The 25,978-nt window shown below is 58.3% G+C and carries 14 protein-coding genes; 8 read left to right on the forward strand and 6 right to left on the reverse strand.

What is annotated here, in order from left to right; all coding sequences use genetic code 11:
* The first annotated feature begins 52 nt into the window (after positions 1-52).
* A complete protein-coding gene (locus HB680_RS23865) occupies positions 53-1,459 on the forward strand; it encodes a DUF2252 domain-containing protein (protein ID WP_213940907.1) in 1,407 nt (468 codons plus the stop codon).
* Positions 1,460-1,603: 144 nt separating this feature from the next.
* Here HB680_RS23865 and HB680_RS23870 read toward each other — a convergent pair whose 3' ends face one another.
* Positions 1,604-2,134, reverse strand: coding sequence for a GNAT family N-acetyltransferase (locus HB680_RS23870; protein WP_213940908.1), 531 nt, complete (start codon positions 2,132-2,134; stop codon positions 1,604-1,606).
* Positions 2,135-2,307: 173 nt separating this feature from the next.
* Here HB680_RS23870 and rimJ point away from each other — a divergent pair, with 173 nt between their 5' ends.
* Both rimJ and HB680_RS23880 read left to right on the forward strand, forming a co-directional pair.
* Complete coding sequence (rimJ, locus tag HB680_RS23875) at positions 2,308-2,895, forward strand: ribosomal protein S5-alanine N-acetyltransferase (RefSeq protein ID WP_213940909.1); 588 nt, start codon at positions 2,308-2,310, stop codon at positions 2,893-2,895.
* 84 nt (positions 2,896-2,979) lie between these two features.
* Positions 2,980-4,419 carry a glycosyltransferase family 39 protein gene (locus tag HB680_RS23880; RefSeq protein ID WP_213940910.1) on the forward strand — a complete coding sequence of 480 codons (1,440 nt, stop codon included), beginning with the start codon at positions 2,980-2,982 and terminating at the stop codon, positions 4,417-4,419.
* 209 nt (positions 4,420-4,628) lie between these two features.
* On the opposite strand, the gene HB680_RS23885 is transcribed toward HB680_RS23880, so the two are convergent.
* Both HB680_RS23885 and HB680_RS23890 read right to left on the reverse strand, forming a co-directional pair.
* The gene (locus tag HB680_RS23885; RefSeq protein ID WP_213940911.1) at positions 4,629-5,462 is read right to left on the reverse strand and encodes a phosphatase PAP2 family protein; all 834 of its coding nucleotides are present in this window, start codon (positions 5,460-5,462) and stop codon (positions 4,629-4,631) included.
* A 37-nt stretch (positions 5,463-5,499) separates the two neighbouring features.
* On the reverse strand, positions 5,500-6,171 hold the full coding sequence (locus tag HB680_RS23890; RefSeq protein ID WP_213940912.1) for a histidine phosphatase family protein: 672 nt from the start codon (positions 6,169-6,171) through the stop codon (positions 5,500-5,502).
* 263 nt (positions 6,172-6,434) lie between these two features.
* On the opposite strand from HB680_RS23890, the gene HB680_RS23895 reads away from it, so the two are divergent.
* The 5 genes from HB680_RS23895 (at position 6,435) to HB680_RS23915 (ending at position 23,142) form a co-directional block, all read left to right on the forward strand.
* Positions 6,435-8,354, forward strand: coding sequence for a methyl-accepting chemotaxis protein (locus HB680_RS23895; RefSeq protein WP_213940913.1), 1,920 nt, complete (start codon positions 6,435-6,437; stop codon positions 8,352-8,354).
* Between the two features lie 207 nt (positions 8,355-8,561).
* Positions 8,562-11,843 carry a Tc toxin subunit A gene (locus HB680_RS23900; RefSeq protein WP_213940914.1) on the forward strand — a complete coding sequence of 1,094 codons (3,282 nt, stop codon included), beginning with the start codon at positions 8,562-8,564 and terminating at the stop codon, positions 11,841-11,843.
* Between the two features lie 27 nt (positions 11,844-11,870).
* Positions 11,871-15,797 carry a neuraminidase-like domain-containing protein gene (locus HB680_RS23905; RefSeq protein WP_213940915.1) on the forward strand — a complete coding sequence of 1,309 codons (3,927 nt, stop codon included), beginning with the start codon at positions 11,871-11,873 and terminating at the stop codon, positions 15,795-15,797.
* Entirely contained in the window at positions 15,794-20,353 is a 4,560-nt protein-coding gene (locus tag HB680_RS23910; RefSeq protein ID WP_213940916.1) for a SpvB/TcaC N-terminal domain-containing protein, read from the forward strand. Before HB680_RS23905 ends, HB680_RS23910 begins: the two co-directional genes overlap by 4 nt.
* Positions 20,350-23,142 carry an RHS repeat-associated core domain-containing protein gene (locus tag HB680_RS23915; RefSeq protein WP_213940917.1) on the forward strand — a complete coding sequence of 931 codons (2,793 nt, stop codon included), beginning with the start codon at positions 20,350-20,352 and terminating at the stop codon, positions 23,140-23,142. Before HB680_RS23910 ends, HB680_RS23915 begins: the two co-directional genes overlap by 4 nt.
* A gap of 30 nt (positions 23,143-23,172) precedes the next feature.
* Here the strand turns inward: HB680_RS23915 and HB680_RS23920 are convergent, their stop codons facing one another.
* From HB680_RS23920 to HB680_RS23930, 3 genes are all read right to left on the reverse strand, one after another.
* Entirely contained in the window at positions 23,173-23,541 is a 369-nt protein-coding gene (locus tag HB680_RS23920; protein ID WP_213940918.1) for a glyoxalase superfamily protein, read from the reverse strand.
* 117 nt (positions 23,542-23,658) lie between these two features.
* Positions 23,659-25,116 carry a D-aminoacylase gene (locus tag HB680_RS23925; RefSeq protein WP_213940919.1) on the reverse strand — a complete coding sequence of 486 codons (1,458 nt, stop codon included), beginning with the start codon at positions 25,114-25,116 and terminating at the stop codon, positions 23,659-23,661.
* A gap of 1 nt (position 25,117) precedes the next feature.
* Entirely contained in the window at positions 25,118-25,978 is an 861-nt protein-coding gene (locus HB680_RS23930; RefSeq protein ID WP_213940920.1) for a MurR/RpiR family transcriptional regulator, read from the reverse strand.

Here is a 25,978-nt window from a genome sequence, read left to right on the forward strand (position 1 = left end):
CCGCCCTTCTACACTCATCACGCCCAGCCCCAAAAACAACAAACGAGCCCCCATGACTACCCTCAAAGACCGTCTCAAACAAGGCAAGGGCGCTCGCAAAACCTGCCCCCGCACCACTCAGTCGGCCTTGGGCAACATCGACCGCGATCCACTGCCGCTGATCAAGGCGTCCAGCGAGGGCCGTATAAAGTCGCTGGTCGAATTGCGCTACGGCCGCATGCTGGTTTCACCGCTCTCCTTCTATCGCGGTAACGCCCTGCTCCAGGCCCACGACTTGGCCGGCACCTCCAGCATGGGCCTGATTTCGCCGATCTGTGGCGACAGTCACCTGATGAACTTCGGCGGTTTCGCCACGCCTGAGCGCAACCTGCTGTTCAGCGTCAACGACTTCGACGAAGCGCATCCGGGGCCGTGGGAATGGGACCTTAAAAGATTGGTGGCGAGTTTTGTGATTGCCGCCCGGGATCTGCGCCACGGGGAAACGATCGAGGAAGAGGTGTGCCGCCAAGTGGTCGCGGCGTATCAGAAAACCATGACCGAATGCGCCGAACAAAGCGCGCTGGAAACCTGGTACGAGTCCATCAGTTACGACGATTTGCTGGAGCAAGCGAGCAAAGCCACTCTGGAACACGTGGAGCGGGCCATCGAGAAAGCCGAGCGTCGCACCCATGCCGAGTTGCTGCCAAAAATCTGCGAGCGTGACGCGAATGGTCGTCTGACGATTCGCGATGACTTGCCGGAAATTTTCCACCTGCACACCACCACGACACTGCTGGATGCCGATGATGACTGGCTGCGTCTCTCGGACTGGAAGCCGCTTTACGACACGTTCATGGGTGATTATCGAGCCACGTTGCAAGCGGATCGTCGTGAGTTGTTGTCGCGGTTCCATGCTCACGATATGGCGTTCAAAGTCGTGGGCGTGGGCAGTGTCGGCACGCGTTGCCTGGTGGCGCTGTTGACCGACGAACAGGAGAACCCGCTGTTCCTGCAGTTCAAGGAAGCGCGACGCTCGGTGCTCGCCGGCTACGTGAAGACCAAGTCGCGGGTGCAGCATAACGGTCAGCGCGTGGTGAACGGCCAACGGCTGATGCAATCGGCCAGCGACCTGTTCCTCGGCTGGACCACCGGGCCCAGTGGTCGCCACTTTTATGTGCGCCAATTGCGCGACATGAAAGTCTCTGCGGAGATAGAGACGTTCGATGCAGAAACCTTCGCCGCCTACGGACGAACCTGTGGCCGTGCACTGGCCCGGGCCCACGCCAAATCCTCAGGACACGCCGCGCAGATCAGCGGCTACATCGGTACAAGCGACGCACTGGCCGATGCACTCTTCAAGTACGCCAAAGGCTACACCCAACAGAACGAGCAAGATTTCGAGCGCTTTCAACAGGCCTGTCGCAAGGGCCGTCTGCGGGCGCGTTCGGAGGCGGATTTTGCGGCGGATCATATGCCGTAAGCAGCGCACGGGCCGGGCGAGCGAAGCAGATGAATTTTTCTTCACCCTATCGCCCCGCGCCAACCGGTACATTGCCCTCGCTCATTCAAGAAACTACGGTTTGCCCGCCCTCCCGCGGGCTTTTTTTTGCCTGGTGAATAGCGCCTACGGGTGTTTCAAGCGATACAGATAAGTGGCCTGAACACCGTGCCGTTCTGTCTGCCGCGCTTGCGCGAACACTCTGATCAACTGGAACCCCGCCGCCACGGCTAAGCGCTGACTGGACACGTTGGCCGAGGATGTCGTCAGATAAAACGTCTGGCCCGACGAGCTTTTGATCAGAGCCTCCAGCGCCCGGCGCATATGCCCTTTGCCCGAATACTCGGTGTTGGCCCAATAGCCCACCACATAACGGTTACGCCCGCGCGGCTTCAGGCCGATACATCCGATGATGACCTGGCCCTCATCGGCAACGATAAAAAACCGCCGCTCACCGATTTCGGTTTCGAACTCCTCGACCGATCGCCACATGAAAGCCCGCGCTTCATCTTCACTGGTATAAGGTTTGGCCCAGGGCAGAAACTCGGCGTGCTGGGTAAAACTGGCGTTCAACGCATGCTGCAACGCGGTGCATAAACCGGGATCGGGCGCCCTCAAGTTCATCAAAGGCAGCTCAGTGGGTAATGAAAACGCCATGTCTTATCCTTAAAACGAGTTTCATTTTGAATAGTTGTGTGGCCATTCAAGGGATCTTATAGAACGACAGGATGGCCTGGGCAGCACCTTTATCGTGACATTGCCGCTGGTGGTTTGAGTTTTTCCGCTGGCCACGCAATGCTTGCGCATCGACCCCGTGACCCGGAGCGCCCATGCCGCTGCTGACCCTGCCCTGTAAACGCCTGACATTGGCCGTACTCGCCCCAGAAGAGGCGGCGCTGGAAAGCGACTTCTATCAGCGCAACCAGCGGCACCTGGCCCGCTGGTCACCGATTCGCCCTGCCGACTACCACAGCCCTGAACGCATCCGCCCGCGTCTCGAAATTCAAGCAAGCGCTTTTAGCGCCGGTCTGGCGGTGCACTTCGCGCTGCTCGCCCCGGACAATGGCCGGATGATCGGCGCGTGCAACTTCAGCGGCATCACCCGCGGGGCGTTCCAGGCCTGTTATCTCGGTTACCACATCGACGAAGCCCATCAAGGCCAAGGCTTGATGCAGGAAGCACTGGAAGCGGGCATCGGCTACATGTTCGACGAGCAGAAACTGCACCGGATCATGGCCAATTACATTCCCGGCAATGAACGCAGCGCGCGGCTGCTGGAACGCCTGGGATTTGAACGTGAAGGCTACGCCAAGGCCTACCTGAGCATCGCCGGGCGCTGGCAGGATCATGTGCTGACGGCATTGATCAATGATCGCTTTGAAACACCGGAACAGCGCTGGTCCAGACCGCTCGCGTAATACTTCGTGTGCCGTTCACAATTTGTTAAGTATTCACCCCGTATGCTCGGGCTTCCCGTTCCCTTGTCCGGTAGCCAGAAGCCTATGTCCCGTGCCGCCCCTTCACTGTTTCTGCTTGCCGCGCTGCTGTTTTTCTTCGCCTTGGGCAATCATCAATTGCAAGGTTCCACCGAAGCCCGGGTCGCCGGGATCGCCATGGAAATGCACCTGGATGACGACTGGGTGACACCGCGTCTGTTCGGCGAACCCTTTCTGGAGAAACCGCCCCTGAGCCTGTGGATTGATGCTGGGGCGATCCGCGCATTTGGCGGGATACCGTGGGCGGTGCGGTTGGCGTCGGCCTTTGCCGGGTTGTTCAGTGTGATGGTGTTGTACGGGATGTTGCGGCGGTTCGGCCGGCCCAAGGCCATTGCCTGGACTGCCGGGATCTTGCTGGCAACCATGGCCAGTTACTGGAGCAATGTGCGCGGCGTCGGAGAAGACGCCTTGCTCGCCCTCGGCGTGACCATGGCACTGTTGGCCTTTTTTCAGGGGCAACGGCATTCCACGGTCGGCAACGGCTTGCTGTTCGTCGTCGGGATTGCCATCGCGACCCTGAGCAAAGGTGTGTTGGGCCTGGCCATGCCAGGCGTGGTGATCTTCGCGTTTCTGTTGGCCGAGAGCCTGATGGACAAACGCCTGAACATCGCCGACTGGCTGCGTCCAGGCCTGCTGACGCTGGTGGGGCTGATCCCGCTGCTGATCTGGCTCGTCGTGCTGTATCAACGCGGCGGAGCGCATGCCGTGGGCGAAGTCCTGCTGACCAACAGCGTTGGTCGTTTCAGCGGTTCCTTCGTCGAAGCCGGGCATTACGAGCCGTTCTACTACTACCTGGCCAAACTGCCGGAAGCCTTCCTGCCCTGGAACATTCTGGTGTACCTGGGGTTGTGGCACTTTCGCAAAAGCCTCATGGCCAATCGTTACTTGCTGTTTTTCAGCCTGTGGATTCTCGCGCAGTTCGTCATGCTGACCCTGGCATCGAGCAAGCGCACGGTGTACCTGATGTCGATGACGCCGGCCGCGGCAGTGATTGCGGCGGAGTATGCGAGCGTTCTGTTCCAGAGGCTGAAGGCCCGTGAAGGTGCCCCGAGCCTGATCGGCCATATCGCCCGGCACCGACAAGGTTTGGCCGCCGGGTTGCTCACGGTTGTGATCGCCAGCTACCTGGCCGCCGCGCAATGGGCTATGCCCCGGGCCGACATCAAGCTGTCCTTCCTGCCGCTGACCGAGCAGATTCAGACGCTGCAGGCCAATGGGCAACAGGTCGCGCTGTTTCAGGCCAATGAACGGGTCGGCGGTGCCAGCGTGTTCTACACCCAGCGCATATTGAAGGGGCTGGACACCGAGGCGCAGTTGCATGCGTTTTTGCGGGCCTCGCCGACCAATGTGGCGGTCATGCTTGGCGACAGCGAACCGGCGGCGCCCTTGAAGGTGCTCAAGACCATGATGGTGGGGCGGCAGGCGTATTACTTCGTGGGGGAGTGAGGACGTGCGGCGTTGATCCGTTACACCGCGTTATCGTTCTTCGCGGGCAAGCCCGCTCCCACATTGATTGTGTGAACACCACATTTCCCCTGTGGGAGCGGGCTTGCTCGCGAAGGCAATCTCCCAGCCGCCACAAGCCCCAAACCAGACAACAAAAAACCCGCCACCCTCAATCAGAGGCTGGCGGGTTTTGTCATTCAGGACAGTACTCAGACGACAGTCTGTGGCTCAACCATCCGACCAATCCGCTCATGCCGCTGCAACACCGGCACCTCCAACCGCGCCCGCCCGTAAAACGCCAGCGCCGTCAGCAAACACGCCAGCCAGACGAAGATCCCGGCCCAGAACGTGTGGGACATGTAGTGCCAACCCTGCAGAACCCGCGTCGTGCCATAAATAAAACCAAGCAACAACGCCCCCCACATCACGGCTTTGGAAAAGCGCCAGCGATAACGGCGTGCCACGAAGTACAACGCAAGCATGGTGAAACCGCCCGAGGCATGCCCACCCGGCCAGCAGCGACCGGCGCCGGCTTCCTTGAACAACTGGAAGTTGTTGTACCACTCCATATGGGCCATTTTCCCGCCATAGAGGGTCGTTTCAATCGGGCAATAGACGCTGGTGTGGGACTTGAGGAAATGGATCACACCGGTGCAAATGGCAAACGCAACCACCACAAACAGAAAATCCCGCTGATGGTCGTTGGCAAACCGCAGCACCGGCGCCGCTTTAGTGCGCTCCAGAAAACCACCGAGCCGCGGGTGTTTTGGCGGGTTGATCAGCGGCCAGACAAACGACAGCATCGCGCCGATCACGGCGATTTCACCGGTCCAGTTCGGAATGATCCGCGCCCACTTGTGGGTGAGTTTTTCAAAGAAGTGGACCTGGTCCAGCGGGAAGCTGTGGCTGACCGGATCAAACAGCAGATTGCTGAATGCGATGTCGATAGTGGTCATGTCGAACATCAGGAATACCGCCGCCGCGCAGGCCAGTGGAATACCGAAGTTCACCCAGTAAAAGCGGTAAGCGGAAGCCGTCTGCATTGTCAGTCCTGAACCAAAGAAATTTGAGCCAAAGAAATTATCGGGTGGTCACCGAGCGCCAGTCAGAGGCTTCGATGTAACCGAGCATGGAAGGCGCTTGCGGGGTTTCGGTGGACACGAACAGCGAGGCGCCATAGCCGAGAGTGTCTGTCGAAACGTTCATGCTTTTTTCCAGCTCCGTCATGCACTCGCTGTGGGTCACCAGAATCAGATTCCTGCCCGGCACTTTGTGCGCCAAAGCGTCGCGCAGCATGCTGCCCTTGCAACTGATCAACCAGTCTTCGCCCACACCCACCGAATTGAACATGTAGCCGGCGGTCTGTGCCGTGCGCATCACCGGGCTGTTGTAGATGTCGGCCTTGGCCAGGCCCAGGTGTTCGAAGTGGGAACCGACGGCCACCGCGACGCCACGGGAGCGATCGGTGATGCCGTCGTTGCCGCTCAGGCAGGCAGCCTTGGAGTGATCACAACGCTCGACGTGGCGCACCAGCACAATCACGTCGCCCTTGGCCCAGCCCGACATCAACGCCCTGGCGCCGGCCACATTGCCATGGGCCAAATCCGGCACGGCGGCGGGCGCCAGCAGCCAGAAGGTCAGTGGAATGACCAACAGCGTCGAGGCGAGCACGACCAATGCGTTGCGATAACGGGCGAAACGGCTCAGATCAATCGAGCGTTTTATCCCGAACAGACTCAGTCTCAATTCCACAAAAAGCCGCCCCGCCGGCATGTCGCACCTGTCATTAGATGCCGCGAGGGTAGAGAGGCGGGCGTCGCCAGCAGGTGAAACCCATGTGAAAAAAAGCTTAAGACTGTGCCACAAACCTTGTTACAGGATCCGTCCGACAAAAAACTTTCAGCTCTCGGGATCGCTGCCGATACAGGTCTGCAACACACCTTGCTGGCACCTAAAAACAACAATCTTCCAGCCAACTGAAGATAAAGAAACACAACGTTCCTGGAGGAATTGTGATGAATAGCTGGTTCGGTAATATCAGCGTGAACCTGAAACTGGGCCTGGGATTCGGCCTGGTCCTGGCACTGACCTGCGTCCTGGCCCTGACCGGCTGGACGAGCCTGGGCGGGTTGATTGACCGCAGCAACTGGATGAGCGATATCACCCAGCTCAACGCCGGCCTGACCAAGCTGCGCGTAGTTCGCCTGCAATACATGCTGACCAACGGCGACGAAACCGCCGCGCAAAACGTACAGACCACCCTCGACAGTTTTGTGGCTCAGCAAACCGCGTTGCTGGGCAGCTTCAAAAACCCTGAAAACGTCAAAATGCTCAAAGAGCAGGCCGCGACCATCGCCGCTTATCAGACGTCCCTGAACAAAATGCGCAGCGCCTACCGCACCGGTAACAGCGCCCGCGACGCCATGGGTGCGAACGCCGAGATCGCCAGCACGCTGATCAACACGATCAACACCCGCGTGCAGGAAATGCCCCTGAGCGACCAGCGTTTCGAACAATTCCAGGCCATCACCGCGGCCAAGGAAGCGTTCATGCTCGCGCGCTACGAAGTGCGCGGCTACACCGCCAGCACCAACGCCGAGACCGAGCAAAAAGCCATCGGCCAACTGGACGCGGCCATCGCCAGCCTGAAGCCGCTGAACGTGCATTTTGCCGATACCCAGCAAGACGCCCTGCGTCAGCTGGACACCGCGCTGACCAACTATCGCAGCGCCTTGATGGCTTACAAAACCGCCAGCACCGAGGCCGTGCAGGCGCGTAAGGAAATGACCGATCAGGGCAACGCCATCGTCGACCTGAGCGACAAGCTGTATCAATTCCAGATCGACCGTCGTGATATCGAAAGCGCCCAGGCCCGCACCATGCAGCTGATCAGCACCTTGCTGGCGTTGCTGGTGGGCGTGATTGCCGCCGTGGTCATCACCCGTCAGATCACCGGCCCGCTGCGCGACACCATGACCGTGGTCGAACGCATCGCCAGCGGCGACCTGACCCAGGACGTCAAAGTCACCCGCCGCGACGAACTCGGTGTGTTGCAGCAAGGTATCGGCCGCATGGGCGTGACCCTGCGCGACTTGATCAGCGGCATCCGCGATGGCGTCACCCAGATTGCCAGCGCCGCCGAAGAGTTGTCGGCCGTGACCGAACAGACCAGCGCCGGGGTCAACAGCCAGAAGATCGAAACCGATCAGGTGGCCACCGCGATGCACGAGATGACCGCCACCGTGCAGGAAGTCGCGCGCAATGCCGAAGAAGCCTCCCAGGCTGCCGCCGCCGCTGACGGCGAAGCCCGCGAAGGCGACAAGGTCGTGAACGAAGCCATCGCCCAGATCGAACGCCTGGCCACCGAAGTGGCGCGTTCCACCGAAGCCATGAGCGTGCTGCAACAGGAAAGCGACAAGATCGGCAGCGTCATGGACGTGATCAAGGCTGTGGCCGAACAGACCAATCTGCTGGCGCTCAACGCCGCCATCGAAGCGGCCCGTGCCGGTGAGGCCGGTCGTGGTTTTGCCGTGGTGGCCGACGAAGTCCGTGGCCTGGCCCAGCGCACGCAGAAATCCACCGAAGAAATCGAAGGCCTGGTGGCCGGTCTGCAGAACGGCACGCAACAAGTGTCGGCGGTGATGAACAACAGCCGCGCCCTGACCGACAGCAGCGTCGCGCTGACCCGCAAGGCGGGCGTGTCGCTGGAAAACATCACCCGCACGGTGTCCAATATCCAGTCGATGAACCAGCAGATCGCCGCTGCCGCCGAAGAGCAAAGCGCCGTGGCCGAAGAGATCAGCCGCAGCATCATCAACGTGCGCGACGTCTCCGAACAAACCGCCGCCGCCAGCGACGAAACCGCTAAATCCAGTGTTGAACTGGCGCGGTTGGGTGGTCAGTTGCAGCAGATGGTCAGTCACTTCCGCGTGTAACCAGGGCTTGGCGCGCCCCCCGTCAGCCATGCGCTGGCGGGGAAGCGGGTCGTCCACAATGTGATATTCGTATCCTACAGCCCGATCCGATTCGCCCTATGCCATATGGCGATATTTCCAGGACTCCACAGCTTGAAGAGCTGACGGCGCACACTGCACTCACTCCGTAATATCGATCGCTCCCCACTTCAAAGGAGTCACTTCGGTATGGACGACTATCCATTACTTCAGGCACTGATCAAGACCCATAGTCCTGATAAAGACGATAAGCTGGAAAAATTCTTCAAGAGGACCCTGGAAGTCACGTCAGTATTCGATATCCTGCGGTTTACCAAGGCCACGCTCCAGGCCAAGCTCCAGTCTGCCCCCCATCCCATCGACGTGGACAAGCTCTACGACGGCGCCCAATGTTTTGCTGCGCAGATCAGCCATCTGTATCGGGAACAGCAACTTTCTTCGGGCAAAGAACAGCATCATTGGCACCCTCCAGGCATTCGTGCCGTAGAGAAAGAAGGTCCCACTTACGCCAACCTGTTCCAGGAGAACTGGGACGAATTCTGTAAAACCGATTCGATCGCCGCCATCGACTCACCTGTGGCTTACCTTCGAGCCCTGTACCTGTTTGCCGGGCAATTGGAAAGCAGCCTATCGACATCCAACGCTGAAACGGCCCACCGAATCCTGCTGAAAAAGCGCCGACCGGATCTGGCGAAGCTATCGATCGACCAGCACACCACCTTTACGCCACAGCCCATGCTCGGAATCGTCAATGACATCCTGAACAACAATATTCAGGAGGCGCTGAAGAGCACCAGCGATCGTGGAAAGTCGACGCACGAGGTGCTAGCGAATCGACGTTTTCCCTTCGCACTTCCCTACGAGATTTTCCACCATCAGTGCCTGTTGGGCCTAAGCGGGGAAAAACCGGGATTGGGTGAATTGAATTATCTCATCAGTGCCCACCTCCCACTCACACAGACTGCCAGTAACCTCTATGGACAGGTATTAGTCGCCGCCCCTGGCGAAGCTCAACAACTGATGTCGGGCTTGGGCCCGCGGCAGCAGGCATTGCTGACAGAGCATACAAGAGCAGAGATTCGGCGCGACGCGGCCTATTGGAAAAATACCTATGGCACCACAGATCATGCCAGCCTGAGTAGCGTATCCACTTTTCTGCAGCGCACAGAACTGACCGCTGAGCAACTCGAGGCCCTACTCTCCCAAGGCAAACACACGCCACGCCGATCCAGCAATCACACAATGGCCATTTACCGTGCAGCCCCGTATGGCGCCCGTTACGTGAACGGTCCCACTTCCATCGACGACACCCGCGCCACCAGCATGGCGTTGCCCCTCAACGGGGAGATCAAAAAAATCGCCCATATGACGGAGCAACGACTCGAGCGCCTGCATCGCATGATCCGCCTGCAACGCTGGCTGGACATTCCTTTTGCCGAGCTGGACACGCTGATCATCAGCGCTTTTGAGTCGCAAGTCCCCAGGAATACAGGCATGCGAATTGAAGCCGGTACCGTACGTGCCCTGGGTGTCTATCGTTATTTGAATCGCCGATACTCGATCAGCGGCGAGGAATTTGCGGCGCTGCTTCATCAGGTCTCCCCCTACGTCATTGGTGGGGACTACTCGTTACTGGACCGGGTATTCAATCCCGCCCAACTGTTCGAAACACCACTTGTTCTCGATGGGCGGCCGTTCTCCTCGGACGATGCCGAGCCGGTCTCGCACACCATATTGCAGCACCTGAGCGCCTGCCTCGGCCTGCCCATGACCGAAGACTCACTGCTGCTGATCGTCAAGAACACGCAGCAATACGCCGGCCCTCTCAAGTGCGACACCGCCACCCTGTCCGCAATTTACCGCCAGGCACGTATCGCCCGAATGCTGGGAATCTCTATTGCTGACATGACAACACTGGCAACTTTGCTGGGTGGCGAGAGTATTGCCCGGTGCCTGGTCGGCTTGAAATCGGAGATTCGCACATTCCGTCTGGTGGCGCGCCGCAAGCAGGACTCAACCGAAAGTGTCGAAGTGGTCGCACGCTTTCGTCTTCCCCCCACAATCGATTCCGACATACCCCCCCAGCTCCTGCAGGGCTCCACACTGAAAATCACGACGTCATGGTTTGCCGCCAAGGACAGTATCAATGAACTGCGCATCCACTTTCCCATGCCGGCCTCGTCCAACGCCAACGCCAACATCAGCATCAGCGTGATCCCGCCCGCGATCACGCATACGGCGCTGGAGGGGCTTCCGATATCAATAGAAAACGGTGAATTCGATGCACTGCTGGAACGTGATAATGCGTTCGTCACCTTGACAACGACGCGGTCCGACAACACTTCCAGCGACATCACCTACTTTGACGTCAGCCTGACACCGATAGCCGATGTACCCAATCTGCCTGATGTGCTGATGCAAATGGATTGGCTCACACGCTGGATCGATGAATCGGTCTACGACATACCCAAGCTGCGACACCTTCTGGATCACACGGGCAGCGAGGATCACCCACAAGGGGATTTACAGCGTCACCTCAGCAAACTGAGCGCCGACAGCCTCCAGTGCGCGGTAACCCCGCGCGAGATAGCCGAGCTTTCGCTCCCCAACACCGTGGCTTGGCGCAGCCTCTTGGCCAAGGAACTGCTCGACGCAAAAGGCCTGGTAAAACACTTCGCGCCCGGCATCGAAAATGATGCCCCCGACAAACTGACGGCCGCACTGGACAAGGTCATCGACACGCTGTCGCTGGCCCCCGATGCCAGCAAGGATCTCAGGCTAAAAGTCGACTGCAAGAAAAAACTCAAGGACATGCTGCAGCTTGCCCATGATCGACAGCTGCACCTGGTCGAAAAGCTGCTGCAGGAAACGTCTCTCTTGCCCATGAACTGCACAAAGGGTGTGCTGTTATGGGCGAATGTTTCAGTTTATGAAATCCTGAGCAGTGCGCTGGACGGTGCCGATTCAACCAGACTCTTCCGAACGCTGCAGCCGGTTCTGCGCCACGCCGAAGCGGCCGTTCAACTTCAACTCAGCAACAGCGCCCTGCAAATGTTTCTGAGCCACCCCGAATGGCTACAAGAGCCCGGTACACGGTTGACACTAACCCTGAGCAGTTTGTACCTGCTGGATCGTTTCAATCATTGCATGACCCTCAGTCAACTCTCTGAGGAAAACCTGCTGGGCTATTTGCAAGTGGCCAATTCGAACGCGACGACGGCCGCCAAAAACAGTTTGCTGGCCAAACTGATGAAATGGACAGCAACTGAAGTCAGCGTGCTGACAACGAAGCTGGCGTACCAACAAGCCCGAACCATGAAGGACGTGGATTGGGTCATGCGCTGCCATACGGCGTGTCAGGCTAGCGGTCTGAGCGCCGCCTCGCTCCTGGCCGCAACGGCCCTCAATAACACGAGTTCGCCTGCCGACTGGAAAAAAGTCGGTGAAGCGGTCATGGCCACCCGTCACTGATGCCCCCCATATGCTCAAGGAATGAACATGTCTGCCACCATTGAAAAACAACTGGGCGAAACCCTGCGTGACGCTCAACTTGCACTTTACCTGTCGGCGATCGTACCGGATGACGAGACGCTGAATTCCCTGGGTCTTGCGGATCACATCAAGACCGCCAATGACCTTTATCACTACTGGCTGCTCGACGTGCTAGTCAGCCAGGACGTGCCCACCAGCCCGGTCGCCTGCGCGACGGCGAGCCTTCAACAGTACATCAACAGCATTCTGGCCAATATGGAGCCGGGGTATCACACCGCGTCCATTCCGAAGGATCAGATCGAGACCTGGCGCACGGTCATGCATCAGTATCCGACCTGGGCCGCCAATCAGCGGCTGCACTATTTTCCCGCGTTCTATCTGGACCCGACGCTTCGTGAGACCAGCACGGAGAGTTTCCGGCAACTGGAAAATGACATTAACCAGAACCAGCTCACCAGCGATCTGGCCCAGACAGCTACATTGGCTTACCTGGCAAAATTCGAAGAAGTCGCCAATCTCAAGACGCTCAACGGCTACATCGACGATCTCGATTTCGCCAATAGCACCTACTACTTCATTGCCAAGTCCCGCACCGCCAGCACCTACTATTGGCGCTCGCTGAACATGGCGATGCGCCCGTTCACAGGAGCCGCCAAATCAACGGAAACATCGGCGCTGCCCAAGTATGACGCGCCAGAGCCACAGGCCTGGTCAGACTGGAAACGCGCCAATCTGCCTATTTCCGACAGTGCGATCGAACACACCATTCGCCCCGTCATTTTCAACAATCGGTTGTACGTGATCTGGGCCGAATGCGTGTTTCAGGACAGGCACACAGTCAGCCAGACAGACAACAACAGCACCAAAACCAACCCCTTGTTTCGGTTGAACCTTTGCTACAAAAAATATGACGACAGTTGGAGCACCCCACAAACCTGCCTGCAGGGTTTCGGCACACACGACAGTTTTCACATGCTGGACCTTGACGAAATCAGACGACACACGCAAACCGTTGCGGTCCATGACCCCAAGCATTCACCCCCATCCCTGCACATTGCCCTCTACGTAAAAAGCGATGAGCCGATAGAAAACCTGACCTGCCCTTTCTGGATTTCGGCGCATATCGACAAGGATGCTACGACGTCATCCCTATTATTTCCCGACGGCGTGTTTACCGATTTAACAAAAAACGCCCTCAATGAAGACGTCCCCGGCTCCAAGAAAGGCCGAGGTAACCAAAAACGCAAAGGCCCACCCAAGCCAACCGATCTTTCAATGATCAATCATGCATTGAGCACCACTGAAAATGGAGTTCTGCAATTTCCAAACAGCTCAGGCACGCTCAAGGCCCCCTGTATAACAATCCGTCAGGACAACGTGTCCGGCACCGTCGAGTTTATTGATTTTTCAACCTCATCCATCAGTGAATCAGACGTTCGCACCGACAGCCGAAGCAGTTTTCCACGCCGACCGATTCGAATGAACATCACCTTTGCCAGGCACCTGATCGAGCGTGCCGAATCGGGGATGGAAACGTTGTTGAGTTGGGGCTCCCAGCAGTTGCAAGAGCCCGCTTTTGTAGAAAATGCCCCAACCGAGAAGATGGATTTCTACGGTGCCTACGGGCGCTACTTCATCGAGTTGTTCCTTTACCTGCCATGGCTGATGGCCCACCGCTTCTGCCTCGAACGCCAGTACGGTGAGGCCGAACGCTGGTTGCACTATCTGTTCAATCCCGGCCGCAAAAAAATCAAGGACCAAAACCCCGACTACTGGAATGCGGTGCCGTTGACCAGCATCGAGACACACGGGCAGCTCACTTATGCCATCCAGAGCCCGCAGGACCCCCATCAGATTGCCCTTAGCCATCCGGTGCACTTTCGCAAAGCCCTGTTCATGCTTTACATCGATATTCTGCTCAATCGCGGCGACACCGCTTACCGCACGCTGACGCCTGACGGGTTGGCACAGGCCAAGCTTTGGTATATCCGAGCCTTGGACCTTCTGGGCCCGCGCCCTGACCTCAAACAAACCGACCTGTGGACCACTGTCACCCTGAAAGCCTTCTGCGAAGAACGCAACACCGTGCTGCGAACGTTTGAAAATAAGCTGGGTAAAGAGGGCAAGCACAAACCTGAGGCAGGTTCTCCCGGCGTTGCTCCCCAAGTGTGTGAACGGCCTTACGCATCCCCACCGTCGGTACATACGATCGATACGCCTCATTTGCATTTGCCATTCAACCCGGTGCTGATTGCTCGCTGGGAAAAGCTCGAAAGCCGTTTGCACAACCTCAGGCACCATCTCGACATGGCCGGAAAACCGCTCAGGCTGCCACTTTTTACCGCCCCCGCGAACCCCGGCGACCTGTCAGGCTCTACTCCTCGGCGCGCAGCCGAACCCGGGATTTACCAACGCCAGGGGACAGAGATTCCTCCTTACCGTTTCAGCGTCCTGCATGCCCACGCCATGAGTGCCGTCGACACGGTAATTCAGTTCGGAGCAACGCTACTGTCGTTTATCGAGCGCAGTGAGCAGGCCAGTTATCAGGAAATCCAGCAACACCATCTGTGGGATATGGCGAACATTGCCGTGGACCTGCAGACCCAGGTGTTGAAAGCCGACCAGAAAAACAAGGAAACCTTGCTTGCCAGCAAAGCTGTCGTCGAAGGACGTGTGGACTACTACAACCAACTGGTCAACGAAGTGATAAACCCGGCCGAAGCTGCAGCCGCCGCGCTGCACCTGACAGGACGCGTTGCCGAAGCCAGCGCCCATGCGGCGCAAGTGGTCGCTCAAGGCTTGAAGGTTGTCCCCAACATCTTTGGCCTGGCGGACGGTGGTCATCGTATCGAAGGGCTGCCTCTGGCTGTCATGGCCGGTGCCCAAGGTGCGGCAGCTGCCGCCCATGGCGCAGGCGAAGCCCTCGAACGGGCCGCGCAATACCGTCGTCGCCACGAGGAGTGGACGTTCATGCGTGATCAGGCAAGGCTCGAAATTGCGCAACTCGATGCGCAGTTGGCGCTTGAAACCGAACGAGAGACCGCCTCCCTGCTCGTCCTGCGACAAACCCGAACAGCACTTGAGCAAGCCAGGACCGTCTACAGCCTGCTCAGCAATCGCTTCACCAACTCCCAGCTTTACCAATGGTTCACCGGCCAAATGTCCGGCTTCTACTATCAGGCGTACGACGCCGCGCTGTCGCTGTGCCAGTTCACCGAACTGTGCTGGCGCTACGAAATGGCCGATCACTCCACTCCGGCGTTCGTCCAGCCCCAGGCCTGGAACAGCACCTATCGCGGACTCGGCCCCGGTGAGCGGATGAAACTGGCCTTGCTGAACATGCAGAACGCTTACCTTCTGGGCAATGAACGCGAGCTGGAAATTCACAAGACCGTGTCACTGCGTCAACTCAAAGACAAGGACAAGAACTCCTCGATCAACAAAAACTGGAGAGACACACCCGGGAGCAGTGAGAACTCCACTGTCAAGGGCTTCAGATCCGATCTGAAAACCGGCTCATGCGAGTTCGAACTGACCCAGGCGATGTTTGACAACGACTATCCAGGCCACTATCTGCGCCGGATCAAAAGTATCAGCATCACCTTGCCAACGACTCTGGGCCCTTATGACGATATCCGCGCCCTCCTCATCCAGACTCGCAGCGAAGTGGTCATGCCAGGTGATAGCGCGCCTTCAATCAAGAGCCTGCTCGCCAACCGGCAGGTCGCCCTTTCGACAGGCCTCGATGACAACGGACTGTTTACCCTGAGCGCTCAGGACGAGCGCTACCAGCCCTTTGAATACACAGGTGCGATCTCCAGATGGAAGCTGGTGTTCCCGAATCCTGCGGCACAGAAAGCGATGCTTGAATCACTCTCCGATGTCATCGTGCATCTGAAGTACACCGCCAGGGCGGATGGGGGCGCGCTGTGAAGGAACACACATCTATCCCTGTCACGCCTCCGGCCCTGCCCAAGGGAGGCGGCGCCATTCAAAGTATCGGCAGTAGTCTGGGTGCCGTCGGTTTCAGCGGTGCAGCCTCCTGCGAGATTGCGTTACCGATCTCACCCGGACGCGGCTACTTTCCGGCGCTGACCCTCAATTACAGCAGTGCCCAAGGCAACGGCGTGTTCGGTCTGGGCTGGGCACTCTCCCTGGGCGCGATCGGCCGCCGCACCAGCCAGGGTGTGCCCGCCTACACCAACGATGATGCGTTCATTGGCCCCGACGCGCAGGTCTGGCTGCCGGAGCGGCATCAGCGAACAGGTGACATCCTTTCAAGCCGAAAGACATTGGGTGACAACTCGACCATTGAACATGAAGTCGTGCGCTACCGGCCCCGCATCGAAACTGCTTTCGACTTGATCGAGCATTGGTCCAGCACGACAGACAAACCTGGCTTTTGGCGGGTCTACGGCGCGGATGGCAGTCAGCACCTGTACGGAAAAAACCCGTCGGCACGCCGTGCCGCCTTCGATGCGCCTTCCAAGGTCGCCGCATGGCTGCTCGAAGAGAGCATGAACGCCCATGGCGAACATATTCTTTATGAGTACAGAGTCGATGAATTTCATGTCGAAGGCGGAGCCGACTACCGCGCACAACGCTACCTGAGCCGCGTGCGCTACGGCAATTTCAACGCAGATTCGCAATTTTACCTGAGCAGAGTCGATGGGCTCAGACAGGCTCAATGGCACTTCGAACTGTGCCTGGATTACGGAGAGCGCAGTACTGCGTTGACAGAGACGCCCGAATATCAAGGCAAACAGACGAGTCCGGAACGCAGCGACCCCTTTTCAGACTTCGCCTACGGGTTTGAACTGGGTACACGCCACTTGTGCCGGCAAGTCCTGATGTTCCACTACTTTCCTGAAGAAGCATCGATGGGCAAAGAGCCGCGCCTGGTTCGCCGTCTGTTGCTCGAATACCGTGAGCACGGTCTCACCTACAACAGCCTGAGCGCCGCTTTCCACCAGGCTTACGGTTCTGACAATCAAGCTGAGACCCTTGCGCCGCTTGAATTCACCTATTCCTCGTTCAAGCTAAAGCCCGACATTCAGCATTACCAACCTTTCGACGCATTGTCCGGGCTTAACAACGCACAACCCTTTCAACTGGTCGACCTGCTGGGCGACGGCATCCCCGGCGTACTGCGTCGAACCGATAAATGCTGGCAGTACCGCCAGCCGTTACGCGCGGCCACGGGCGCGGACCACGTTGCGTATGGCGACTGGGAGGACCTTGCACAAGTACCACCGACAGACAGCAGCCGTAACAGCCGTCAGTTTCTCAGTGATTTCAACGGTGACGGGCGTCTGGATTGGGTGGTGGCTCGGCAGGGCTTCAGTGGTTTCTTCACCTTGAATCACACCGGCAAATGGTCGAACTTCACGCCCCTCAATGCCGTGCCGACGGAGCTCTTCCTGCCCCAGGGCCAGTTGGCCAATTTAATGGGGGCCGGGCTTAATGATCTGGTCATTCTAGGGCCGCGCAGTGTTCGCCTGTACGCCAACAGCAAAGGAAAAGGGTTTGCTCCCGGCGTTCAGATCCCCCACAGGATCGATAACGATGACTTGCCACAGCCAGGCAACTCGCCTGGCGAACTGGTGGCCTTCAGCGATTTGCTGGGTAGCGGGCAACAACATCTCATCCGTATTCGCCATAACGAAGTGACCTGCTGGCCCAACCTGGGTGGCGGGCGCTTCGGCAAGGCGCGAGTTATCGCGGCGCCTCTGGACCTTCCATACGAAGCGTTCGACGCATCGCGTATCCTGCTGGCCGACCTTGACGGCTCAGGCGCTGTCGACCTGATTTATCTGCAGCCGGATTGCGCGCGCATTTACCTGAACAAATGCGGCAACGGCTTCAACGCCGCGATCGAATTGCCATGGCCGGAAGGCCTGCGGTATGACGCGTCCTGCCAGGTGAGCGCCATGGATCTGCAAGGCCTGGGTTGCTCCAGCCTGGTGTTCAGTGCACCGCAGAAAACGACCCGGCATTTTCGCTACGACTTCGTTGACACCAAACCTTATTTGCTCAGTTCAACCAACAACAACATGGGGGCCAGCGCCAGCGTCATTTATCGCAGCTCTGCCCAAGAGTGGCTGGATGAAAAGAGGCTGCTGCTCAAGAACAACAAAACCGCGACCTCACAACTCCCATTTCCGCTACTTGTGGTCAAGCAACAATCACAGTTCGATGAAATAACCGGTAACCGGATAGCACAACGCTTCAGGTATCGCCGGGGTGTCTACGACGGTAGCGAGCGGGAACTACGCGGGTTCGGCCTGCTTGAGCAAAGCGACAGGTACTTCGGCCCGGACGGCAAGGCAAATACTTCCCACACTGAGCCGACACTGATCAAGACCTGGTTTCACACTGGCCAGGAAACGGATCTTGCCGACAATCCGGGTTACAACCTCCGCGACAGGGCGGCCTCTGGTATGGGCGAAACCGTCGTGAAGTGGGGAGAACGCTGGGGCCCGGAAAAACACAAACCAGCCGTCGAATACCTGGTCAAAAACATGGCAGTCCGCCGAAGGGAAGCGGCCAGGGCGCTGACCGGTCGCATCCTGCGAGTTGAAACCTATGGCCCGGGCGATCACCCGAGGGCAAAAAATCCGATTTCAGTAGAACACCATCGATACCTGATAAACGAGCTCAGGGGCCAGGGTGAACACAGTTCCCATTCAATCCTGCACCCCGTGCTACTGGAGAACATTCGATATGAATACGAACGTATCCCCGATGATCCTCGTTGCACGCACACCATCAACTTGGCGTGGGACACCTACGGTTACCTGACCCACAGCGCGACGGCCAGTTATGCTCGTCGAAAAAGGGCAGGCGATGCGCCTCCGTTCACCGCCCCCTGGCAAAACACATGGTGGAGGGACGCCCACGATGATGATCAGCAGTTTTATTACCTGAACGAAACAAAGGCTCAATTCATTCACATCGATACGTCAGGGAGCCGACGGCTTGGCCTGCCGTACTTGCAGCGTACCAATGCGTTGAAGTTGCCCAAGGCGCCTCTGCCCGACGGCCTGGAACCCAGTGCAATCAATTACGAAAACCTGCTCGAACTGAGCGATTCGGCCGCCTGGAAAACCCGTCTTGTCATGACAGGCCTGTCTTTACAGCGCTACAGCAAACCAGGCACGAAGGAAGTATTCACTGATGGTCAGGCCAGCGTCGAAGGATTGATCGATCACCTGGAAACCGCCGAACTCAATGAGGTGGCGTTGAAGGCCTATGACGTACTGGCTTCACGGCCCGGGCAGGCGCCTTTCGAGCGGACAAAAAAACTACAGAACAACGGCTACAGAAAAATGCCCACGGCCTTGCCAGCAGATGCGCATGCCGATCAACAAGACATGCTCTGGTCAGTGCGGCGCCACTTCGCCACTTATAAGGACCTGACTGGTTTCTTCAGGATCAGGACATTCCAGGCAAGCCGAAAGCATGGCACGACAACGCTCACCCATGACCCCTATTACTGCGCGACCAAAACACTCGAACGCCCGGACAACTGCACAACCACGGTCACCCAGATCGATTATCGGACACTTCAACCCATCCAGATCACTGACCCCAACAAGGTCATTCACGAAGCGCTGTACGATGCCTTTGGGCAAGCATTGGCTATCAGTTACCGGAAAATGAATGGGGCCGGGAAAGACATTGGATTCAAGCCGATTACCACCTTTATTCGGCACGCCGACATGCGCCCGTACATCGCCGTTCAAAACCCCGAGCGCGCCTTGCAATACGTAGCCAGCGCCTACTGTTACGACCCGCTCAGCTGGATGGGAAAAATTACGTTCTCAACGGTGCAAGAGCTGGACTGGCGCAATCAAGCCGTCATGCTCGGCGATCTCCTGCCCAGCGGTCACGTACGTGCCAGCGCGCGCATTCGCCTGGCGGTTCCAGATACCAAAAAAACACCCTATGAGCAAAAGCTCCTGACCCTTATTGACAGCATAAAACGTGAACCGGTGCACTACGCGGCATTGCAGGCTGACAGGTTCAACCACGACACGGAAAAACAGATCCGAATCACCGTCATTTACCGGGATGGCTTTGGCCGGCCATTACAAAGCAATCAGAAAGTCGAGTCGGGTGAGGCATGGACGGTCAGTGAAGACGGCACGTTGAAGCAGGAGAATAACGTGTTGCTCGAACGCGACACCCCACTTCGCTGGCGAGTCAGGGAGCGCGTCGAATACAACAATAAAGGCTTGGTGATTCGCACCTACCGTCCTTATTTCAGTGACAGCTTTCGCTACATCAGCGATCAATCCCTGCGCCAGTTCGGCCTTTGTGATCAGTACTTTCATGACCCGCTGGGTCGACTCGTTCGGGTCATCAATGCCAAAGGCGACATGCGTCGAAACACTTACCTCCCGTGGTATTGCATCACCGAAGACGAGAACGATACCCAAACCGGACCGGAACCCGACAACAACACCGCACAAGGAAGTGCACCATGAGCACCGTCATTCATCGGCATACGCCGACCCTGAACGTCGTCGATGGCCGAAACCTGCATATCCGCGAAGTCTCCTACTTGCGCAGTGATCCCCTGGCACAGCCCGAGGCTCGCGTGATTCGCCACTCTCACGATATCAATGGCCAAGTCGTCGCGCACTACTCACACCCTGGCACGCCCCACCACAAACGTGCTGACTCGACGCAAACAAGCAGTTTGTCGGGCACCTTGCTGTTGACCGACAGCACCGATGCGGGCTGGCAGTTGACCTTTTTCGGGGAGTCGGGCCAAGCGCTCGATAAGTGGGACGCCGGTGGCAGCCACTGGCAAACAGACTACGACGAGCAACTGCGCCCATTGGTGATATACGAAGAGCCCGACGGGAACGCAAGCCGGACCGTCGAGCGCTTCACCTTTGCCGACGGCTCAACCGAGCACGCAAAAAACAACCAGTGCGGGCGTCTGATTCGCCACGATGATCCCGCAGGCAAGCTGCTGTTCTCTGCGTATGACCTCACGGGAAACCCCGTCAGCGAAATACGCTGGTTGCTGAAGCAAAGCCATGCGGCAGACTGGCCACAAGAACTCGATAAGCGCGACGATCTGCTTGAAAACGGAGATGGCTATGCCACCACCCGGCAATTCGCACCCACCGGGGAAATCCTTGAACACCGAGATGCCTCAGGCAATACCCGGCGTTCGCGTTTCGATGTTGCCGGGCAACTGAAACAGATCACCCTGCAACTCAATGATGTCAGCGATCAACAGCTGATTCTCGATCAGCTCAAGTACAACGCACAGGGCCAGATCGAATCGCAGACCTTGGGGCGCAACATCCTCACCTCGGCGACCTACACACCTGAAAATGGCCGGATGCAACAACAGAAAACCTCGCGATCGGGAGCTGTCACGCTTCAAGCCTTGCACTATGCCTATGACGCCGTGGGCAATGTGCTGTCGGTCGAGGACCATACCAAACCCGAACAGTACAACACCAACCAGCGGGTCAAACCGATCAGCACGTATGCCTACGACAGCCTTTATCAATTGGTCCAGGCATCGGGCCGTGAAGAACAGGGCGCTGGCATTCGCGCGTCGCTGCCTGACGGCTCGTTGACCCCGGGCGACCGGAGCCGGTTGCTCAACTTCACTCAACGCTACACCTACGACGAACGCGGCAACCTGATCAAGCTGCAACATCAACGGGCGAACAACAACCACACTCACGAGATGTCCATTGCACCGGGCAGCAATCGCGGCCTGTCATGGAAAACCGGCGATCCGCTTCCCGACTTCGCCAATGGCTTCGATGCCAACGGCAACTTGAAAGCCCTGCAAACCGGGCAACCCCTGGAATGGAACGCGCGCAATCAATTGCAACGCGTGACGCTGGTTGAACGTGACGACGGTGATTCGGACACGGAAACCTACCTCTACGATGGCGCGGGTCAGCGTGTTCGTAAACGACAGACCACCCGGCGGCACTCGGTCACCGAAATCAGCGATGTCATCTATTTGCCCGGCCTGGAAATCCGTGAAAGCACTGGAGAAAGACTCGAGGTCATCACCCTCCAGGCCGGAGGATGTAGCGTCAGATACCTGAGTTGGACCAGAGGCCAGCCCAAGTCAGCCAACATGAGCCCATTGCGCTTCAGCTTCAACGACCATCTGGGTTCCAACACCCTCGAAACGGACGTCGACGGCCATCTGATCCGCGAGGAAGGTTATTACCCTTATGGAGGAACGGCCTGGAGGACCGCCCGCTCAGAGCAGGAAGTGAAATACAGCACCCTCCGTTACTCGGGCCAGGAGCGAGACGCCAGCGGAATGTACTATTTTGGAATGCGCTATTACGCGCCCTGGTTGCAACGATGGATCAGCCCTGATCCTGCGGGGACTGTCGACGGGTTGAACCTGTATGGCATGGTCGGTAATAACCCGGTGAGGTTCGTCGATGTCCAGGGCCTGGGCAAGGACGACATCGTCAACGACTTTGCTCTTCAGGGAAGAGAACGATCACAGGCCATCATGAACTTCGCCATGACCCCGCGAACTTATACGGGCTCACAGACGAAACAGCGGGAGAAACGCGAAGCGGATATTCGGCAAAACCCCGATCACAGGTTCAGCAAAGGCTTGCTCAAGGATCATCTGGTGGCCCATTCCTATGCCGTACTGCCGAATCAAAATACAACCTTCATGGACTTCTTCAACCTCACGGCGCCCAAAACAGGTCCCGTTGGATACGAAGGGGTAGACAAGGACTATCAGGGCACAGCCATCAGCCATGAGTTCTACATGGACTATGGCAGCTACAGAATCGCAAACTCCGCCGACTACATGGCAGGCCTGACCGCCCGTTATAGCGATGCCAAAGCGGACCCGATCAGGCCCGTCAGCTTCGCAGAACTGAGAGCCGAACCGACGCTGAGCAGGACGCTGGGGCAGAGTCACGAGCTGCAACCCTACACCCGGGACCTCATCGCAAACCATATCGAGAGCAGCCAGCAGATCATCCCGTTAAGAGCCGGCGGACCCGGGACGCATTCAGAGGTCAGGCTTCTGAACTCGGTCGTCGCAATGTACCCGGGCTCCGCTGAAAGGCTGCTCGGCGATCTGCACCTGTTCACCGACACCTTGACCGTTGGTGCAATCCCGTTGCCTTTTGTAGCCTGCTACAACTGCAGCGGGATCATCCCTGATGAGATCACCATACCGACGCAGCGCGCCGTCAGAGACTATGAAGGGTTCAACACACATGTCCAATGGTTGAGAGGGAGGGAATCCTGACGCGTTGCCCGTCTGACGCGTCAATTCCGCTCAAGCACTAATCGCATTCGTAAACACCAACCGATTCCCGAACGGGTCGGTCACGGTCATGTCCTGACTTCCCCAGGGCATGGCCTGGATCTGAGGTTTGGCAAACATGTATTCCTTGGCAACCAGTTGTTGCTGGAACGCTTCCAGTTCATCGGTTTCGATGCGCAGTGCCGAGCCCGGCGTGGCGTCGCCGTGGTGCTCGGTCAGGTGCAGCACACATTCGCCCCGGGACACTTGCAGGTACAACGGGAAGTTGGCTTCGAAACGGTGTTGCCAGTCAATCTTGAACCCCAGAAAATCGACGTAGAACGCCACTGCTTTGGCTTCATCGAAGATCCGCAGGATCGGGGTGGTTTTGCCGAAGCTCATGGGTTGCTCCCTGACTTAAAAGGCCCAGTGTAGCTGGGCTGGATGTCAGCACTTCGGCTTGGCGATGGCTTTCTTTAATCTCAGAGTGCCATCATTGTGACGTAGCACTCGAAATACTTACTGGAACCCCCCACGCAAATCCCCTTCCCGCGCCAGAAACCGCCCTTCCCTGCGCCCATTCGCCTGGCCATCGACATAGCTCAACACACCGTTGACCCACACCCCGTCAATCCCTTCCGCCGCCCGTTGCGGGTCATGGAAATCTGCCACGTCGCGAATGGTCAGCGGATCAAACAGCACCAGGTCCGCCCAATGTCCTTCACGAATCTCACCGCGCTCTTTCAAGCCAAAGCGCGCCGCCGACAACCCGGTCATCTTGTGTACGGCGGTATGCAGCGGAAAAAGCCCGACGTCACGGCTGAAATGTCCGAGCACCCGCGGGAACGCGCCCCACAAACGTGGATGCGGAAACGGGTCTTCCGGCAAACCGTCGGAGCCGACCATCGACAACGGGTGCGCCAGGATCCGCCGCACATCCGCCTCGTCCATCCCGTAATACACCGCGCCTGCCGGTTGCAGACGGCGGGCGGCGTCGAGCAGCGGCACGCCCCACTCGGCGGCGATATCGATCAAATCGCGACCGCCCAACTCGGGGTGCGGCGTGGACCAGGTGATGGTGATGCGATGGGCATCGGTCACTTGCTTGAGGTCCAGGGTTGAGGAACTCGCCGCGTAGGGATAACAATCGCAGCCCACCGGGTGGGTTTTCGCGGCGTGTTCCAGGGATGCCAACAGCTGCGGACTGCGCCCCCAATTACCGACGCCAGCACATTTCAGGTGGGAAACGATCACCGGGGCTTTGGCATGACGGCCAATCTGGAAGGCCTCATCCATCGCCTCCAGCACCGGTTCGAACTCACTGCGCAAATGAGTGGTGTAGACCGCGCCGAACGCGGTCAGCTCTTCGGTCAGTTGCATGACTTCATCGGTAGACGCCGAGAACGCGCTCGCATATGCCAGGCCTGTGGATAACCCCAACGCGCCGGCCTCAAGGCTTTCACGCAGTTGCTCGCGCATCGCGGAGATTTCTTCGGCGGTGGCGGTGCGAAACAGGTCGTCGAGGTGATTGCTGCGCAACGCGGTGTGGCCGACCAACGCCGCCACGTTCAGCGTGGTGTTCGCCGCTTCGACCGCTGCGCGGTAGTCGCTGAAGCGCGGATAAACAAACGCCGCGCGAGTGCCAAGCAGGTTCATCGGGTCCGGTGGATCGCCGCGCAAACTGACCGGCGAGGCGCTGATCCCACAGTTGCCGACGATCACCGTGGTCACGCCCTGGCTGAGCTTGGGCAACATCTGTGGCTGACGGATGACCACCGTGTCGTCATGGGTGTGCACGTCGATGAAGCCTGGCGCCAGCACCCGGCCGGCGGCATCGATTTCTTCCGTGGCGCTGGCATCGCGCAAGTCGCCAATACGTTCGATGCGGCCATTCAGAATCGCCACATCGGCGGGATAACCGGGGCTGTTGCTGCCATCAATGATGAGGGCGTTGCGGATCAGTGTGTCGTACAGCATGTCAGTCTCCCAGCGGCAAATGATCGTCGCCGCCGCGGTAATCGTCCAGGGCGAGTTTGATCCGCCGCAGACGTTCTTGATTGTCTTCAGGATTGGCCAGGGCCAGTTCGGTGGCCAGCACGTCAATGGCCAGCAGCATGCCGTAGCGCGCCGCCGTGGGTTTGTAGATGAATGAGGTTTCGACGCCTTGCAGCGGCAACAGCACGTCGGCCAATTGCGCCAGCGGCGAGTCGGGCCGAGTGATGGCGAGAATCCGTGCGCCGTAGCTGCGGGCCAGTTCCACCGCTTCGAGCAGCTCGGGGGTGATGCCGGTCAGTGAGCAGGCGACGACGGCGCGGTCGGCATCGAGGCTAGCGGCGGTGACCCGCATCATGACCGGGTCATGGCACACCGCAATCGGGTAACCGAATCGTACCAACCGCACTTGCAGTTCATCACTGCACAAGGTCGAGCAACCGCCCATGCCGAAGGCATGAATCATCCGCGCCTTGCCCAACAGTTTCACGGCATCGGCGAAGCGCGACTCATCGAATGCAGCCAGGTGCTGACGCAAGGTCGATTCGATGTCACCGACAATCTGCCCGTAAAACGCCGACTGTTCAGGCGTACCCGCCGGGTCGAGAAAACGACTGCCGACGCCACTGGCCTGGGCCAGTTGCAGTCGCAGATCGCGCAAGTCCCGACAGCCCACCGTGCGGGCAAAACGTGAGAGCGTGGCGGTGCTGACCTCCGCCCGCAGCGCGAGCTCATCGAGGCTGGCGGCGGAGGCAAATCCTACGTCGTCGAGCATCAGCCGGGCGATACGTCCTTCGCCGGCGCTGAAGGAATCCTGACGGGAACGAATCTGGTAGAGGATGTCCAT

Origin of the sequence: Pseudomonas sp. dw_612 (genome assembly GCF_018449725.1) — a bacterium.
In the GTDB taxonomy this organism is placed as follows: Bacteria; Pseudomonadota; Gammaproteobacteria; order Pseudomonadales; family Pseudomonadaceae; genus Aquipseudomonas.

What these genes read in the sequence shown, in the direction of transcription:
- HB680_RS23880 (WP_213940910.1), top strand. Translation starts at nt 2,980, where the DNA reads ATGTCCCGTGCCGCCCCTTCACTGTTTCTGCTTGCCGCGCTGCTGTTT.
- HB680_RS23870 (WP_213940908.1), bottom strand. Translation starts at nt 2,134, where the DNA reads ATGGCGTTTTCATTACCCACTGAGCTGCCTTTGATGAACTTGAGGGCG.
- rimJ (WP_213940909.1), top strand. Translation starts at nt 2,308, where the DNA reads ATGCCGCTGCTGACCCTGCCCTGTAAACGCCTGACATTGGCCGTACTC.
- HB680_RS23930 (WP_213940920.1), bottom strand. Translation starts at nt 25,978, where the DNA reads ATGGACATCCTCTACCAGATTCGTTCCCGTCAGGATTCCTTCAGCGCC.
- HB680_RS23905 (WP_213940915.1), top strand. Translation starts at nt 11,871, where the DNA reads ATGTCTGCCACCATTGAAAAACAACTGGGCGAAACCCTGCGTGACGCT.
- HB680_RS23895 (WP_213940913.1), top strand. Translation starts at nt 6,435, where the DNA reads ATGAATAGCTGGTTCGGTAATATCAGCGTGAACCTGAAACTGGGCCTG.
- HB680_RS23920 (WP_213940918.1), bottom strand. Translation starts at nt 23,541, where the DNA reads ATGAGCTTCGGCAAAACCACCCCGATCCTGCGGATCTTCGATGAAGCC.
- HB680_RS23925 (WP_213940919.1), bottom strand. Translation starts at nt 25,116, where the DNA reads ATGCTGTACGACACACTGATCCGCAACGCCCTCATCATTGATGGCAGC.
- HB680_RS23885 (WP_213940911.1), bottom strand. Translation starts at nt 5,462, where the DNA reads ATGCAGACGGCTTCCGCTTACCGCTTTTACTGGGTGAACTTCGGTATT.
- HB680_RS23865 (WP_213940907.1), top strand. Translation starts at nt 53, where the DNA reads ATGACTACCCTCAAAGACCGTCTCAAACAAGGCAAGGGCGCTCGCAAA.
- HB680_RS23900 (WP_213940914.1), top strand. Translation starts at nt 8,562, where the DNA reads ATGGACGACTATCCATTACTTCAGGCACTGATCAAGACCCATAGTCCT.
- HB680_RS23915 (WP_213940917.1), top strand. Translation starts at nt 20,350, where the DNA reads ATGAGCACCGTCATTCATCGGCATACGCCGACCCTGAACGTCGTCGAT.